Below are 16,773 nucleotides of genomic sequence, written 5' to 3' on the forward strand. Positions count from 1 at the left end.
ATGATGGCAGATAACAGAAGTCATTTAGACGAAAAATATACTTGGGATTTAAGTACAATTTTTGCAAGCGACCAAGAATGGGAAAAAGAAGTAGACCTTCTTAAAACAGAATTAGATAATGCTCAAGGACTAGCGGGACATTTATTAGATTCCGCAAAATCATTATTGGAAACAACTGAGATTGAATTAGACTTGTCACGTCGTATTGAAAAGGTCTATGTTTATGCGTCAATGAAGAATGACCAAGATACAACTGTAGCTAAATATCAAGAATACCAATCAAAAGCATCTGCTCTCTATGCAAAATTCAGTGAAGTTTTCTCTTTCTATGAGCCTGAATTTATGACTATCAGCCAAGAGCAATTTGAAGCCTTTCTTAAAGAAGAAGAAAAACTTGAAGGTTATCACCATTTCTTTGAAAAATTATTAAAAAATAAAGACCATGTTCTTAGCCAAGTAGAAGAAGAATTACTAGCGGGCGCTTCAGAAATCTTTAATGGCGCGGAAGAAACTTTCGGTCTCTTGGACAATGCCGATATTCAATTTCCAATCATTAAAGATGAAGATGGCAATGATGTTGAAATTACTCATGGTAACTTTATTCATTTGATGGAATCTAAAGATCGTTCAGTTCGTCAAGCTGCCTATGAAGCTTTATATAGTACCTACGAACAATTCCAACACACCTATGCTAAAACATTGCAAACTAATGTTAAAGTGAATAATTTTAAGGCGCGTGTTCATCATTATGAATCTGCTCGTCAAGCAGCTATGAGTGCAAACTTTATTCCAGAGAAAGTATACGAAACTCTATTAGAAGCTGTGAACCGTCACTTGCCACTATTACATCGTTACCTGGAATTGCGTAAGAAAGTTTTAGGTGTGGATAGTCTCAAAATGTACGATGTTTATACACCATTGTCACAAACAGATTTATCCCTTAATTATGATCAAGCTTTAGCCAAAGCTGAAAAAGTATTAGCCATTTTTGGTAAAGAGTATAGCGATTATGTCCGTCAAGCATTTTCTGAAAGATGGATTGATGTTCATGTTAATAAAGGGAAACGGTCAGGGGCTTATTCAGGTGGTTCTTATGATACCAATGCCTTCATGCTTTTAAATTGGCAAGATAATTTAGATAATTTATATACTCTTGTTCATGAAACAGGACATAGCTTGCATTCAACCTTTACACGTAAAAATCAGCCTTATGTCTATGGTGATTACAGTATTTTCTTAGCGGAGATTGCTTCAACCACAAATGAAAATATTCTAACCGAAGAACTCCTCAAAGAAGTGACTGTTGAAAAAGAACGCTTTGCGATTCTTAATAATTACTTAGATGGATTTAGAGGAACTATTTTCCGTCAAAGTCAATTTGCTGAATTTGAACATGCTATCTATCAAGCTGATCAAAATGGTCAAGTCTTAACCAGCGACTTCTTGAACAATCTTTACGCTGATTTGAACGCTAAATACTATGGTTTAGCCAAAGAAGATAATTATTATATTCAATATGAGTGGGCTCGCATTCCTCATTTCTACTATAATTATTACGTTTACCAATATTCTACTGGTTTTGCGGCAGCAAGTTACTTAGCTAATAAAATTGTCCATGGTCAACAATCCGATATCGACCATTACTTAGATTATTTAAGAGCTGGTAATTCTGATTATCCATTAGATGTGATTGCTAAAGCTGGAGTTGATATGACAAATGATGCCTATCTAGATGCAGCATTCAAGGTCTTTGAAGAACGTTTAACAGAATTAGAAGCCTTAGTTGAAAAAGGCGCACACTTATAAAATGGAAAAGATAGTTTCGACTATCTTTTTCTATAATTGGAATTGTCAAACGCGTTAGAAGCAATTTTGAGAGGTTAGTTATGGAGAAGAATATGAGAAAATGGGTTATTTTTGACATGGATGGGGTCATTGTTGATTCCGAATATACCTTCTTAAGCAGTAAGACGGAAATGTTATTAGATCGTGGTATCGATACAGACGAAAGCTATCAGTATCAATTTATGGGAACTACTTTTGACTACATGTGGCGGGTGATGAAAGAAGAATGTCAGTTAGAGGATTCAGTAGAAGACCTCATTGCTGAGATGAATCGCAGACGCCAAGAAATGATTGATCGAGATGGTGTTAAAGCAATTAAAGGGGCAAAGGAGCTGATTCAGTTTCTAACTAAAAAGGGCTATCAGTTAGCTGTAGCTTCATCATCACCCAAAGATGATATTGAAAAAAATTTAGCTGCACTTGGTTTAAGCCAATATTTTAAAGTAACTGTTAGTGGGGAAGAAGTGGCTCATTCTAAACCTCAACCAGATGTTTTTCTGCGTGCTGCCCAGTTATTAGGTGCTGAACCAGAAAAGACTTTTGTTTTTGAAGATACTAAAAATGGTAGTTTAGCGGCTAAAGCTGCAGGTATGATTTGTATTGGTTTTGTTAATCCTGATTATCCAAAACAGGATTTATCTGCCTGTGATTATCTAGTCGAAAAATTCGAAGATTCTTACGCCTACTTCTAAACAATGTACGTCTTTTATCAAGAAAACAAATACTTTGACAAAAAAAAATTAGTATAATAAACTTAAACCCTAACTATTAATTGTGTTAGGGTTTTTATTGTTTGTTTTTTAGAAAGGGATCATTGTGAAAAATACAAATCGTTATATCGTGGCTAGTGCAGGCGTTATTTTCCATCTCATGTTAGGCTCAACATACGCTTGGAGTGTCTTCCGTAATCCAATTATGATGGCAACAGGATGGAGCCAATCTTCTGTAGCTTTTGCATTTTCTTTGGCCATTTTTTGTTTAGGTATGTCGGCTGCCTTTATGGGTCGCTTAGTTGAAAAGTTTGGACCACGCTTAGTTGGCAGTTTATCTGCCCTCCTCTATGCTAGTGGTAATATTATTGCTGGCTTGGCAATTCAAGAAAAAGAACTATGGTTACTCTACTTGGGTTATGGGGTCATTGGAGGCTTAGGCTTAGGATCAGGTTATATTACTCCAGTATCGACCATTATCAAATGGTTCCCGGATAAAAGAGGTTTAGCCACAGGTTTAGCCATTATGGGCTTTGGTTTCGCATCATTACTAACCAGTCCTGTTGCCCAAAAATTTATGGAATCTGTTGGACTCGTTAAGACCTTTTATATTCTTGGTTTCATCTATTTTGTTGTCATGTTATTAGCAGCTCAATTCATTAAGAAACCAAGTGATGAAGAATTTGCGCAATTGGTAGCCAAAGCTAAAGGGCAATCGAATACTAATCTTCATCATGGTATGGTCGCAAAACAAGCCTTAAAAACAAAAGAATTTTACATTCTTTGGATTGTCCTCTTTATCAATATTTCTTGTGGTCTAGGTTTAATCTCTGTAGTTGCACCAATGGCACAAGATTTAGCTGGAATGTCAGTGGAAGCAGCAGCTTTTGTTGTTGGCTTAATGGGTGTCTTTAATGGTTTTGGACGTCTTTTATGGGCGAGCCTTTCGGACTTTATCGGTCGTCCCTTGACCTTTATTATTCTCTTTATGGTCAATATTCTAATGTCGCTGTCCTTGTTATTCTTCCATGTACCAACACTCTTTATTCTTTCAATGGCCATCTTGATGACTTGTTATGGGGCTGGTTTCTCCCTTATCCCTCCTTATCTCAGCGATATTTTTGGAGCAAAAGAATTGGCAACCTTGCACGGTTATATTTTAACAGCTTGGGGAATTGCCGCTTTGGTTGGCCCGATGCTCCTCTCTTGGACTTTTGAATTAACTAAAAGTTATTCCACAACCTTAACCGTTTTTATCGGAATGTATCTATTTGCATTGGCAATTTCCTTCTGGTTACGTCAACGCCTTGCCAAAAACTAATCTAACCATTAGCCCTAGCCTTGTCTAGGGTTTTTAGTTATAATGAAACTGTTGAAAAAGCCTTTCAGATGCCAGTTGTTATCACTGGTGAAAAAGATGCTATTGCAGTAGATGGCTCAGTAACACTTTTGGAAAATGGCTCTGCTATGATGCCGCTAGTTACGGGAACAGGCTGCCTTCTGGGAGCAGTACTTGCTGCATTCATAGCGGTAGCTGACCCAAGCCAGTATAAAGACTGCTTAATCGAGGCCCTTTCAAGCTATAACATCGCTGGAGAATTAGCTGAAGAAGCGAGCGCTAATAAAGGTCCTGGAAGTTATCAGATAGCCTTTCTCGATGCCCTTTATAATATCAAAGATGAAGATGTGGAAGAAAGGATAAAAGTAAGTCATGAATAAAGAACTACTAGCTCTTTACTTTATTTGTGGTAGTCAAGACTGTCCGGATGGAAATCTATTAGCAACTTTAGAAAAACCCCTAAAAGCTGGGATAAGTCTTTATCAATTTCGAGAAAAAGGAATTGGTGCCAAGGATGGGATTGAAAAAAAGAGACTTGGCATTAGCTGCACAAAAATTATGTCAGTCTAATGGGGTCCCATTTATCATTAATGATGATATTGATTTGGCAATAGAAATAGATGCTGATGGTATCCATATTGGTCAGGATGATATGCCTGTTGAACAAGCAAGAAAACTGTTTCCAGAAAAAATTATTGGACTATCAATCAATAATATGACTGAAGTTCATCACTCCCAATTGAATTTGGTTGATTATGTAGGACTTGGACCCTATAAGGCAACAATTTCAAAAGCTGACGCCCAAACACCAACAGGTCTTTCCTTAATTCAGAGTGTTCGTGAAATAGATAAGGAATTACCAGTAGTTGCTATAGGAGGCATTCAAGAAGAAGATATTGAAGCTATTATTACTAATGGAGCTGATGGTATTGCAGTCATTTCAGCTATTACTCGAAGTCAGGATATTGGCCAAACTAGCCGAAACCTAAGAGAAGAAGTTGATAAGTATCTAGCAGAGAAAATAAAAAATTCTTGATATGCCTTTAAAAGGAAACATACTCTTAAAAACTATTTTCCTTTGATACTTTTCTAAGTGTAAGTAAAACAGCAACTTCCTCTGATCAAGATATCAATCACTTAGCTACCTTTCAAAAAATACGAGGCCGGATGAAAAGGTCCTCGTATTTCTTTTGAGAGAATGCATAAGTTTTTGAGGTAGCAATCCTCTTGTCCCTTTAACTCCGCAATTCTTGACACTGTCTCTAAGTCTATGCTATCCTAGATTAATGGTAGAATCGTATAGTAAAAATGCAAATCACAACATGCGTCGTCCTGTTGTGAAGGAAGAAATTGTCGACTTTTTAAGAACTAAGCAAGCAGCCAATGCTGGCTTTTTAGCTGAGATTGAGGCTTTTGCTAAAGAGGAAAATATTCCCATCATCCAACATGAGGTGGTGGCTTATTTTCGGGTGCTTTTGCAATCTTTGAAGCCAAAGAATATTTTAGAGATTGGGACAGCTATTGGATTTTCAGCACTATTGATGGCTGAAAATGCACCTGATGCTAAGATTACAACTATTGATCGTAATCCGGAAATGATAGCTTTTGCCAAGGAAAACTTTGCAAAATATGATCACCGTAAGCAAATCCAACTGCTCGAGGGGGATGCAGCTGATGTCTTGAGTCACCTTGATCAAGAATATGACTTTGTTTTTATGGATTCAGCTAAGTCTAAATATATAGTCTTTTTGCCAGAAATTTTAAAGCATTTAAAGGTTGGGGGTCTAATTGTTTTTGATGATGTCTTCCAAGGTGGCGATATCGCTAAGCCGATTGAAGAGGTGCGTCGAGGACAAAGAACCATTTATCGTGGTCTTCATAAATTATTTGAGGTTACACTTACCCATCCGGGCTTGACTTCGAGTTTGCTACCTTTGAGTGATGGTCTCTTATTGGTTCGAAAAAACCAAGACCTGATTGAATGGGAAGATTAAGTAATATTTAAGATAGTATGTTATAATGAATGGGTTAAAGATAAAAAGGAGCTCACTAAAATGAAAAAATCAAACAAGCTAGTTACTGGTTTTGTAACGTTGGCTTCAGTGATGACACTGGCTGCTTGTAGTTCAACGAATGACAGCACTAAAATTGCAACAATGAAAGGTGACACTATCACCGTAACAGACTTCTATAAAGAAGCAAAAGAAACAACTGCAGCTAAACAAACCATGTTAAGCTTAATCATGGCTCGTGTTTTTGAACAAGAGTATGGTAAAAAAGTTTCTGAGAAAAAAGTTGAAGAATCTTATAATAAAACGGCAGAACAGTATGGTTCATCATTCTCAGATGCACTTGCTCAAGCAGGTTTAACACCAGAAGCATACAAAAAACAAGTTCGTTCAACAATGCTCGTTGAATATGCGGTTAAGCAAGCTGCTAAAAAAGAATTAACAGACGCTAATTATAAAAAAGCTTTTGATGCCTATACACCAGATATGACAACACAAGTTATCGCTATGGATGATGCTGATAAAGCTAAGAAAGTCTTAGAACAAGTTAAGGCTGACGGTGCTGATTTTGCTAAGATTGCCAAAGAAAACACTATTGAAAGCAACAAAAAAGTTGACTTTACCTTTGACTCTGCAAGCAATGACTTGCCAAGTGATGTTATCGATGCTGCTACTAAATTAAAAGATGGTTCTAAATCAGAATTAATTACTGTTATGGACTCATCGACTTATCAAAAAAAATATTTCATCGTCAATATGGTGAAAAAAGCTGAGAAGAAAGCTGATTGGAAAGAATACAAGAAACGCTTAACTGAAATCATTATGAATTCAAAACAAAAAGACACAGCTTTCCAAAATAAAGTCATCGCAGCTACCCTTGATAAAGCTAATGTTAAGATTAAAGAAAAAGCTTTTGCTGATATCTTGTCTCAATTTGCTTCAAACAAAGGGACAGGTGGTATTGCCTCTACAGTTGGTCAAAAATAATTTCTATTTGACCTTGACCTAAAAAGACGCTATAATTAATTGTTAAGAATTGTTAGAGAAATAGATTTTCTACAGAAAAGTGACGGTTGCTGCGAGTCATGAAAATTGCTTTAACATGCTACTTAACGCTATACAATTTTATAAAGACATTAAAGATAATGACAAGCTCATTGAATGGAGGTGGTACCGCGGTTTTCGCCCTCTATACAGTGGTCTTGTCTTTTATTTATGAAAAAAGGAAGGATTGAAAGTGTTTAGATATTTTGGTGCTGAAAAGTGCATCACGAAATCAGAGGTTAGCGGTATCTCATTAACACACTTTCTCTAGAAAAAAATGAAATCATTAAGTTCAGCACAAATTCGCCAAATGTGGTTAGACTTTTGGAAGTCAAAAGGCCATTCTGTTGAGCCTTCAGCCAATTTAGTTCCTGTCAACGATCCAACTTTGTTATGGATTAACTCAGGTGTTGCAACCCTTAAAAAATATTTTGACGGTTCTGTTATTCCTGAAAATCCAAGAATTACCAATGCTCAAAAATCAATTCGTACTAACGATATTGAAAATGTAGGTAAGACTGCTCGTCACCATACCATGTTTGAAATGCTTGGTAACTTCTCAATCGGAGATTATTTCCGTGATGAAGCTATTGAGTGGGGCTTTGAACTTTTAACAAGTCCAGAGTGGTTTGATTTCCCTCAAGAAAAACTTTACATGACTTACTATCCAGAAGATATGGATTCGTACAACCGCTGGATTGCTTTGGGTGTAGACCCAAGTCACTTAATTCCTTTAGAGGAAAACTTCTGGGAAATTGGTGCGGGTCCTTCAGGTCCGGACACTGAAATTTTCTTCGATCGTGGCCCTGCTTTTGACCCAGAAAACATCGGTATCCGTCTTTTAGAAGAAGACTTGGAAAATGACCGTTACATTGAAATCTGGAACATCGTTTTATCACAATTTAATGCTGATCCTGAGGTTCCTCGTTCTGAGTACAAAGAGCTTCCAAACAAAAACATTGATACGGGTGCTGGTCTGGAACGTCTTGTAGCAGTTATGCAAGGGGCTAAAACAAACTTTGAAACAGACTTGTTCATGCCGATTATTCAAGAAGTTGAAAAACTTTCTGGCAAGACTTATGACCAAGATGGCGATAACATGAGCTTTAAAGTTATTGCTGACCATATTCGTGCCCTTTCATTTGCTATTGGTGATGGTGCCCTTCCAGGTAATGAAGGTCGTGGCTACGTTCTTCGCCGTCTGCTTCGTCGTGCTGTTATGCATGGACGTCGTATAGGGATTACAGAGACTTTCCTTTACAAACTTGTTGTAAAGGTTGGTCAAATCATGGAATCTTACTACCCAGAAATTCTTGAAAAACGCGACTTCATCGAAAAAATCGTCAAACGTGAAGAAGAAACCTTTGCTCGTACCATCGACGCAGGTTCTGGTCATTTGGACCAATTGCTAGCGCAGTTAAAAGAAGAAGGTAAAGATACTCTAGAAGGTAAAGACATCTTTAAATTGTACGATACCTATGGGTTCCCAGTAGAATTAACTGAGGAAATGGCAGAGGATGCAGGTTATAAAATTGACCACGATGGCTTCAAAGCTGCTATGAAAGAACAACAAGATCGTGCGCGTGCGGCTGTTGTTAAAGGTGGTTCAATGGGTATGCAAAATGAAACTCTTGCGGGCATTACAGAAGTTTCTGAATTCTCATATGAAGAAGAAATTTTAGAAGCAAAACTTTCAGTCATTATTATCGATAATGAACGTAGTGAAATGGTTTCTGAAGGTCAAGCCTTGTTAGTTTTCAACCGCACACCATTCTACGCTGAAATGGGTGGACAAGTGGCTGACCATGGTTGGATTAAAAATGCTGCAGGTGATATTCTAGCTAAAGTCTTGGATGTCCAAAAAGCACCAAATGGTCAAGCATTACATACCGTTGAAGTCTTGGCTAGTCTTTCACTAGATACAGATTATACCCTTGAAATTGACCATAAACGTCGTTTTGCAGTTGAGAAAAACCATACGGCAACTCACTTACTCCATGCTGCTCTTCACAATATCATTGGTGACCATGCTACACAGGCTGGTTCATTGAATGAAGAAGAATTCCTTCGTTTTGACTTCACTCATTTTGAAGCAGTAACAGCTGAGAAACTTCGTCGTATCGAAGAAGAAGTCAACCAACAAATTTGGAATGCTATTGCTGTTAAGACCATCGAAACAGATGTTGACACAGCTAAATCAATGGGTGCTATGGCCCTCTTTGGTGAAAAATATGGTAAGGTTGTTCGTGTTGTTACCATTGGTGATTACTCAGTTGAACTCTGTGGTGGTACGCACTTGTCAAATACTTCTGAAATCGGTCTTTTCAAGATTGTCAAAGAAGAAGGTATTGGTTCTGGCACACGTCGTATTCTAGCTGTGACCGGTCAGCAAGCTTTTGAGGCCTTCCGCCAACGTGAAGACGCTCTTAAAGAAATTGCTGCTAACTTAAAAGCTCCGCAATTGAAAGAAGTACCAGCCAAAGTAGCTAGTCTTTCTGAACAAGTACGTGACTTGCAAAAAGAAAATGCTGAACTGAAAGAAAAAGCTGCTGCTGCTCAAGCTGGCGACCTCTTCAAAGATGTTAAGGAAGCCAATGGCCACACTTACATTGCCACTGAAGTTTCTGTTTCAGATGCTGGGGCACTTAGAAACTTTGCTGATAACTGGAAACAAAAAGATTATTCAGATGTTTTAGTCTTAGTAGCTTCAATCGGTGAAAAAGTCAATGTCCTCGTAGCAAGCAAAGACAAATCAGTCCATGCAGGTAATTTGATTAAAGTATTGGCACCAATCGTTTCAGGTCGTGGTGGTGGTAAACCAGATATGGCCATGGCCGGTGGATCTGATGCAAGTCAAATCTCTGCTTTACTTGCAGCTGTTTCTGAAAATTTATAATAAGTGAAAAGTGAAAACAATCTTCTTTGTTTTCACTTTTTTTGATGATTTAGCTATTAGTCTTTCTTATAGCTTGCAATAAGATGATAGAATAGGCTAAGTTTACTTTTTATTGTTATAATAGTAATACTCTTAAAATCTTGAAAGAAATGAGATATTATGAAAGTTTCGATTATCCAAATGGATGTTATTTATAAAAGTCCTCTTGAAAATCAGGAAAAGGTTATGGTCATGATGGAAAAGGCTATGACAGATCAGCCTGATGTCATCATCTTGCCTGAAATGTGGAATACCGGTTATGCATTAAATGAATTATCAGACATTGCTGATTTTCAGGGGCAAGAAACAATTGCCTTAATGTCGGATTTTGCTAAAAAACATGATGTCAATGTCATTGCAGGATCAGTTGCTGTTGAAAGAGATAGCCGCTTTTATAATACTGCTTACAGTTTTAATCGGAAAGGGCATCTCGTCAATCACTATGATAAGGTCCATTTATTTGGTTTAATGGCAGAGGATAAATACATTAGTGCTGGTGAACAAGAGTCTCTATTTGAGATTGACCATGTCAGAGTTTCTCAACTGATTTGTTATGACATCCGCTTTCCAGAATGGGTGCGTAGACAAATGTCTCAAGGGGCGGAAATATTGTTTGTATCAGCCCAATGGCCAGACAGCCGGATTGACCAGTGGGAAATTCTTTTACGGGCTCGGGCTGTTGAGAACCAGGCTTTTGTTGTAGCTGTTAACCGCGTCGGAAAAGGCCCTAATGATCATTTTAATGGTCGTTCAATGGTTATTAATCCAATGGGTGACCTTCTCTTTAAAGACGAAAAAGGTACGGAACTCGTTAAGACTGTCACTTTAGACCTTGAACAAGTCAATCAAGTTCGAGGAATCATCCCAGTTTTTACGGACAGACGGCCAGATTTATACAAGTAAGGAGCAATCATGTCATTTGAACAATCAGAATTATTAAAAACACTTCCCCCACAATTTTTTGCTAGTCTCGTAGCCAAAGTGAATGCAAAAGTAGCAGAGGGACACGACGTCATCAATTTAGGGCAAGGTAATCCTGATCAACCTACCTATGATTTTATCGTTGATGGCTTGGTAGAGGCGGCTAAAAATCCTCAAACACATAAGTACTCTCAATTTCGTGGCAATCGCAATTTTAAAGAAGCTATTGTCAATTTCTACCAGAAGGAATATGACGTTAAGCTGGATGCCAATCAAGAAGTTTGTGTTCTAGGTGGTGCTAAAATTGGTTTAGTTGAACTTCCGTGGGCTCTAACAAATCCTGGTGATTTAATCCTCTTACCAGATCCAGGTTATCCTGATTATTTGTCTGGAATTGCTTTAGGAAAAGCTGATTTTGTGACTTATCCACTACTAGAAGAAAATCAATTTTTACCAGATTTGGAGGCTATTCCAGAAGAGGTCGCCAGAAAAGCAAAAATGATGATTCTTAACTATCCTAATAACCCAACAGGTGCGGTAGCGACAAGTGAATTTTATCAAGAGTTGGTGGCGTGGGCTAAAACATATGAAGTTGCCATTATTAGCGACTTTGCATATGGCGCCCTAGGATATGATGGTTTTGAAAATCCAAGTTTTCTTAGCACACCAGGCAGTAAAGAAGTTGGAATTGAGATCTATACCTTCTCAAAAACCTTTAACATGGCAGGTTGGCGCTTAGCTTTTGCGGTTGGAAATGCTGAAATCATCGAAGCCCTCAACCTGATACAGGATCATTTATTCGTTAGCGTCTTCCCAGCAGTCCAAGAAGCAGGGATTAAGGCTCTTGAGGATAGACGATCAGCGCAGGCAGTAAAGAACTTAAACAAACTTTACGACCAACGCCGAGAAGCCTTCGTGGCTGCCGCTGACAGAATTGGCTGGAAGGCCTTTGACTCTAAGGGCTCCTTTTATGCCTGGATGCCCGTCGCCAAAGGCTATACGAGTCAAAGCTTCGCTGATCTCTTATTAGACAAGGCCCATGTCGCTGTTGCACCAGGGATTGGCTTTGGGGAATCGGGCGATCAATATGTTCGGATAGGCCTCTTAGTAGATCCTGAAAGACTAGAAGAAGCGGTTGAACGGATTGCTAAACTAGACTTATTTTAATAAAAAAAATGCTTTGTCAATCTCAGAATTGACAAGGCTATTTTTTTCAAAATGCAATTATGAGATGTTCCATTTTTACTTTTTCGCAGATTAAAAAATGACAAGAAAAAACAGATCAAACAGTAGCTATTTCTTAAAAATTTAAGAAATATTTCTAGCCGATCTGTCTTTTTTTTATTATCTGTTGTGCTAATTTTTGACAGGCCAAGGAGGCTAAAATAGCTGTTGCGATGGGTAGTCCATTCCAAAGAGGTTGTCCAGTAATTTCTACCAGGAAGAAAATGGCGGTATTGGGAATATTGTTGATGATGGCTAGGAATAAAGCTGCTCCAATAACAATTGCAAAGGCAATCGATATATTGGGCAAAAAACTATTCCAGAGAGCAGCCGCTAACAAGCCTAGTCCACCGCCCATCATCATGGATGGTGCGATTTTTCCGCCATAGGTTCCAGCGTAAAAGGTCACATAGACAGCGATAGCCTTTGCCACTAGTAACCCACTAGCATAGGGTAAATCTTGTTTGGCATGTAGGAAAAAAAGTAATCCTGCTTTGCCATTTCCTAGAATTTGTGGAAAAGCAATAGAAAGAAGGGCGGCAAGCATGAAGGAGGCGACAACCATATAAATATACTTACTTGAAGCCAAATGTCGTTTAGGGATAGCAGTGAGGAGCGCTTTGTATGCAAAGATAATGATGGCAATGATGAAACCAAAGAGGCAAGCCCAGACAAAGAGATAGGGATTCCAGCTTAAGGGTTTTAAGAAATATTGGACTTCGTTACCGGAAATCAAACGGACTGTCCAGACGGCCATAAAGGATGTGATGGTTGCTGATAGAAAATTGCGTTTGGACCATTTGAGGAGAATGTTTTCTAAAATAAAGAAAAGGGTTGCAAGAGGGGCGTTGTAAACGGCACCGAGTGCAGCTCCAGAAGCACAGGCTAATAGTAAGCTAATCTCTTCTTTGGTCAGATGAAAAAAGTGGAGCCAGCTGGCTGTTAGAGCCACCGAAACTTCACGGGATGCTCCTTCTCGGCCCAGAGGAGAACCCATAGAGACGGTCACTAATTGCAAGATACCATGAAAAAATTGAGACATGGGATGGATTTCTTTATGATTGTGGACAATGGTCTTAATGGTATAAAAGGGTTTGCCGTATTTGCTAAGAGTATACCAGCCAAAGGCAGCAACCAATCCAGCACAAATAACCGCTAAAGAGCGTCTGAAAGGTGAAATATCAGCAATTTCTAAGCTAAAGGCACCGGTATGGTTACCGAAACTCAAGGTTTGAATGACATGAATCAGAACTGTCAGGGTGCTGGCAACAAGGCCAGCTGTTATTCCAGTTAGGAGCAGTAGTGCGAGCCACCTTAACTGATTTTCAATAGATTTATTCATAATATCATTATAACAAAAGCTTTTAGGCTTTGAAAGCTAAGGCTCTAATATAAGCTTAAGAATAAAAGAAAATTTTGATAAATTAAAAAAAGCTGAACAATCTGTTCAACTTTTTTGGTTATATTGTTTTAAAGTCCCATAGTGTAGTCGTCATCTTGCATAGCTTCTACTGAACCGAGCAAGTAGCCATTACCAACCTGACTAAAGAAGTCATGGTTAGATGTACCGGTAGAAATACCGTTCATAACGATTGGGTTAACATCGTTAGCAGTATCAGGGAATAGCGGGTCTTGTCCTAAGTTCATCAAGGCTTTATTGGCATTGTAACGAAGGAAAGTCATGACTTCTTCAGTCCAGCCAACTTGATCATAAAGCGTTTTAGTGTAATCTTCTTCATTTTCGTAAAGTTGATAAAGGAGATCATACATCCATTCTCTGAAGCTTTCTTGTTGATCTTCAGGAAGTTCATTGAAACCAAGTTGGAATTTATAACCAATATAGGTTCCATGGACAGATTCATCACGAATGATCAATTTAATGATTTCAGCAACGTTAGCCAATTTGTTGTTACCAAGGTAATATAATGGAGTAAAGAAGCCAGAGTAGAAGAGGAAAGTTTCTAGGTATGTTGAGGCAACTTTCTTTTGTAAGGCATCTCCGTTTGCATAAATCTCGTTAATGATTTTAGCTTTCTTCTGCAAGAATTCATTATTGTTGGTCCATTCAAAAATCTCTTCAATTTCTTTTTTAGTGTTTAAAGTTGAAAAGATTGAAGAATAAGATTTGGCATGGACAGATTCCATGAACTGAATATTATTAAGGACAGCTTCCTCATGCGGCGTTCTGACATCAGCACGTATAGCCTCGACACCAGTTTCAGATTGCATAGTATCTAGCAAAGTAAGCCCACCAAAGACCTTACCAACTAAATCTTTTTCTTGAGCTGACAATTTGCGCCAGTCATCCAAGTCGTTTGAAAGTGGGATACGTGTATCAAGCCAAAATTGCTCGGTTAATTTTTCCCATGTGGATTTATCGATGACATCTTCGATTTCATTCCAGTTTATTGCTTCATAATAAGTTGTCATTTCTTAAGATCTCCTAAAGAGTAGTTGATATGAAAAACCATATCATAAGCCAGTAACCCATTCTTGAGTAGATTACTGGCGATTTTTTATTGTTTATATTTGAATTCTAATTTACCTATTAATTAATGAATAAATCTTGACATGTCATATGTTTGATTAGATAACACAAGACTCACATTGATTTGCGCCAACTTCTTCACCATCATCGGTAAAGGTGCGAACATAATAGATTGACTTAATCCCTTTATTAAAGGCATAGTTACGAAGAATTGAAAGGTCACGTGTTGTTTGTTTGCTTTCAGATTTCCATTCATAAATTTCCTTAGGCAGTTCACTACGTAAGAATAAGGTTAATGACAAGCCTTGATCCACATGCTCTGTCGCAGCGGCATAGACATCAATGACCTTACGCATATCCATGTCATAGGCAGAAGTGTAGTATGGGATTGTGTCAGTAGACAAACCATTAGCTGGGTAGTAAATTTTACCAATTTTCTTCTCTTGACGTTCTTCAATTCTTTGAGTAATTGGGTGAATAGAAGCAGAGCAGTCATTAATGTATGAGATAGAACCATTTGGTGCTACGGCTAAACGGTTTTGGTGATAGAGACCATCTTTTTGAACAGCTTGGCGAAGAGCTTCCCAGTCTGCTGCCTGAGGAATAAAATGATCCTTGAAGAGGCCTTTAACCAAGTCGGATTTGGGAACAAATTTTCCAGTCACATACTTATCAAAGTAAGTACCGTCCGCGTATTTAGAATGCTCAAAGCCAACAAAAGTGGTTTTACGTTCGCGGGCGATATTATTTGATTCCACTAGGGTCCAATAATTCATGAGCATGAAGTAGATATCAGTGAATTCTACCGATTCAGGACTTCCATATTCAATGTGATTTTGTGCTAAGAAGGAGTGTAGACCCATAGCCCCAAGACCAAAGGTGTGGGCTTGTTGATTTCCATTCTTGATAGTTGGCACAGCTTCAATTTGCGAAGAATCCGTAACATAAGTTAAAGCGCGTGTCATTGCTTTAATAGAGCGACCGAAGTCTGGTGATGTCATCATGTTAAGGATGTTAGTTGAACCCAAGTTACATGAAATATCAGTACCCAATTCAAGGAACTCTTGAGCGTCATTGATGACACTTGGCTTTTGAACTTGGAGGATTTCTGAGCACAAATTACTCATAACAATCTTACCATCAATTGGATTTGCTTTATTAGCAGTGTCAATGTTGATGATGTATGGGTAACCAGATTCTTGTTGGAGTTTAGAGATTTCAGTTTCCAAGTCCCGAGCGCGAATCTTAGTCTTAGTGATTTTAGGGTTAGCAAGCAACTCATCGTACTTTTCAGTGATATCGATATAGTTGAAGGCAACTCCGTATTCACGTTCTACGTCATAAGGACTGAAGAGGTACATATCTTCATTATTTCGAGCTAACTCATAGAACTTATCAGGAACTGTTAAGCCAAGTGAGAGGGTTTTAACACGGACTTTCTCATCAGCATTTTCTTTCTTAGTTGAAAGGAAGGCGATAACATCTGGGTGGAAGATGTTCAAGTACACAACCCCAGCCCCTTGTCTTTGACCAAGTTGGTTAGAGTATGAGAAAGAATCTTCGAAAAGTTTCATAACTGGAACCACACCAGAAGCTGCTCCTGCATAACCCTTAATTGGTGCTCCAGCTTCACGTAAGTTGGATAAGGTAATTCCTACCCCACCACCGATTCGGGATAATTGCAGAGCAGAGTTGATGGAACGACCAATGGAGTTCATATCATCCGTCACTTGAATCAAGAAGCAAGAAACTAATTCACCACGGCGGCTGCGACCAGCATTCAAGAATGATGGCGTAGCAGGTTGGTAGCGCTGATTAATCATCTCGATGGCAAGATCTTTTGCTAATTCTTCATTCCCATCAGCGAAGTAAAGGGCATTGAACATAACCCTGTCTTCAAGGCTTTCCAAGTAGTAGTTACCATCGTTAGTTTTTAAAGCATACTGTTGGTAAAATTTATAGGCAGCCATGAAAGATTTAAAGTGAAAATCTTCAGCTTTGATAATAGCAGCTAATTCTTCAATAAATTCAGGCTTATATTTTTTAATAAATGCTTTTTCGATATAGTCATTTTCCATAAGAAAATTAATTTTATCCGTAATAGAAGCAAATTGCTTTGTATTTGGGATAACATTTTCTTTGAAAAAAGCATTGAGTGCTTCTTTATCCTTATTTAATGGAATTTTTCCATTAATGGGACGATTAATTTCATTGTTAAGGCGGAAATAAGAAATATCGCCAATATCTTTAAGACTCAT

11 protein-coding genes and 2 pseudogenes are annotated in these 16,773 nt (G+C 38.1%); 10 read left to right on the forward strand and 3 right to left on the reverse strand.

Going from position 1 to position 16,773, the window contains the following annotated elements:
* Positions 1-3: 3 nt before the first annotated feature.
* The 10 genes and pseudogenes from pepF (at position 4) to A9Q68_RS00885 (ending at position 11,970) form a co-directional block, all read left to right on the forward strand.
* Positions 4-1,806 (forward strand): oligoendopeptidase F, encoded by a 1,803-nt coding sequence (pepF, locus tag A9Q68_RS00835; RefSeq protein WP_071792770.1) that lies wholly within the window; start codon positions 4-6, stop codon positions 1,804-1,806.
* A 92-nt stretch (positions 1,807-1,898) separates the two neighbouring features.
* On the forward strand, positions 1,899-2,537 hold the full coding sequence (locus tag A9Q68_RS00840; RefSeq protein WP_071792771.1) for an HAD family hydrolase: 639 nt from the start codon (positions 1,899-1,901) through the stop codon (positions 2,535-2,537).
* A gap of 124 nt (positions 2,538-2,661) precedes the next feature.
* Positions 2,662-3,876 (forward strand): L-lactate MFS transporter, encoded by a 1,215-nt coding sequence (locus A9Q68_RS00845; RefSeq protein ID WP_071792772.1) that lies wholly within the window; start codon positions 2,662-2,664, stop codon positions 3,874-3,876.
* 56 nt (positions 3,877-3,932) lie between these two features.
* Positions 3,933-4,274: pseudogene (locus tag A9Q68_RS00850) on the forward strand (hydroxyethylthiazole kinase); the annotation flags it as partial.
* Positions 4,267-4,930: pseudogene (thiE, locus tag A9Q68_RS00860) on the forward strand (thiamine phosphate synthase). The pseudogenes A9Q68_RS00850 and thiE, both read left to right, overlap by 8 nt.
* A 250-nt stretch (positions 4,931-5,180) precedes the next feature.
* Positions 5,181-5,888 carry an O-methyltransferase gene (locus tag A9Q68_RS00865; protein WP_071792776.1) on the forward strand — a complete coding sequence of 236 codons (708 nt, stop codon included), beginning with the start codon at positions 5,181-5,183 and terminating at the stop codon, positions 5,886-5,888.
* 60 nt (positions 5,889-5,948) lie between these two features.
* Positions 5,949-6,890: a peptidylprolyl isomerase PrsA gene (prsA, locus tag A9Q68_RS00870; protein WP_071792777.1), complete on the forward strand. Its 942-nt coding sequence runs from the start codon at positions 5,949-5,951 to the stop codon at positions 6,888-6,890.
* Between the two features lie 334 nt (positions 6,891-7,224).
* Positions 7,225-9,843 (forward strand): alanine--tRNA ligase, encoded by a 2,619-nt coding sequence (alaS, locus tag A9Q68_RS00875; RefSeq protein WP_071792778.1) that lies wholly within the window; start codon positions 7,225-7,227, stop codon positions 9,841-9,843.
* A gap of 159 nt (positions 9,844-10,002) precedes the next feature.
* The gene (locus A9Q68_RS00880; protein ID WP_071792779.1) at positions 10,003-10,785 is read left to right on the forward strand and encodes a carbon-nitrogen family hydrolase; all 783 of its coding nucleotides are present in this window, start codon (positions 10,003-10,005) and stop codon (positions 10,783-10,785) included.
* Between the two features lie 9 nt (positions 10,786-10,794).
* Positions 10,795-11,970 carry a pyridoxal phosphate-dependent aminotransferase gene (locus A9Q68_RS00885; RefSeq protein WP_071792780.1) on the forward strand — a complete coding sequence of 392 codons (1,176 nt, stop codon included), beginning with the start codon at positions 10,795-10,797 and terminating at the stop codon, positions 11,968-11,970.
* Positions 11,971-12,124: 154 nt separating this feature from the next.
* Here the strand turns inward: A9Q68_RS00885 and A9Q68_RS00890 are convergent, their stop codons facing one another.
* The 3 genes from A9Q68_RS00890 to nrdE all read right to left on the reverse strand — a co-directional run bounded on the left by A9Q68_RS00890 (position 12,125) and on the right by nrdE (position 16,773).
* A complete protein-coding gene (locus A9Q68_RS00890) occupies positions 12,125-13,369 on the reverse strand; it encodes a chloride channel protein (protein ID WP_071792781.1) in 1,245 nt (414 codons plus the stop codon).
* Positions 13,370-13,497: 128 nt separating this feature from the next.
* On the reverse strand, positions 13,498-14,457 hold the full coding sequence (nrdF, locus tag A9Q68_RS00895) for a class 1b ribonucleoside-diphosphate reductase subunit beta (protein ID WP_071792782.1): 960 nt from the start codon (positions 14,455-14,457) through the stop codon (positions 13,498-13,500).
* Between the two features lie 156 nt (positions 14,458-14,613).
* Positions 14,614-16,773, reverse strand: a complete 2,160-nt coding sequence (gene nrdE / locus A9Q68_RS00900) for a class 1b ribonucleoside-diphosphate reductase subunit alpha (RefSeq protein WP_071792783.1) — start codon at positions 16,771-16,773, stop codon at positions 14,614-14,616.

It is taken from the genome of Streptococcus bovimastitidis, from assembly GCF_001885095.1.
Lineage (GTDB): Bacteria > Bacillota > Bacilli > Lactobacillales > Streptococcaceae > Streptococcus > Streptococcus bovimastitidis.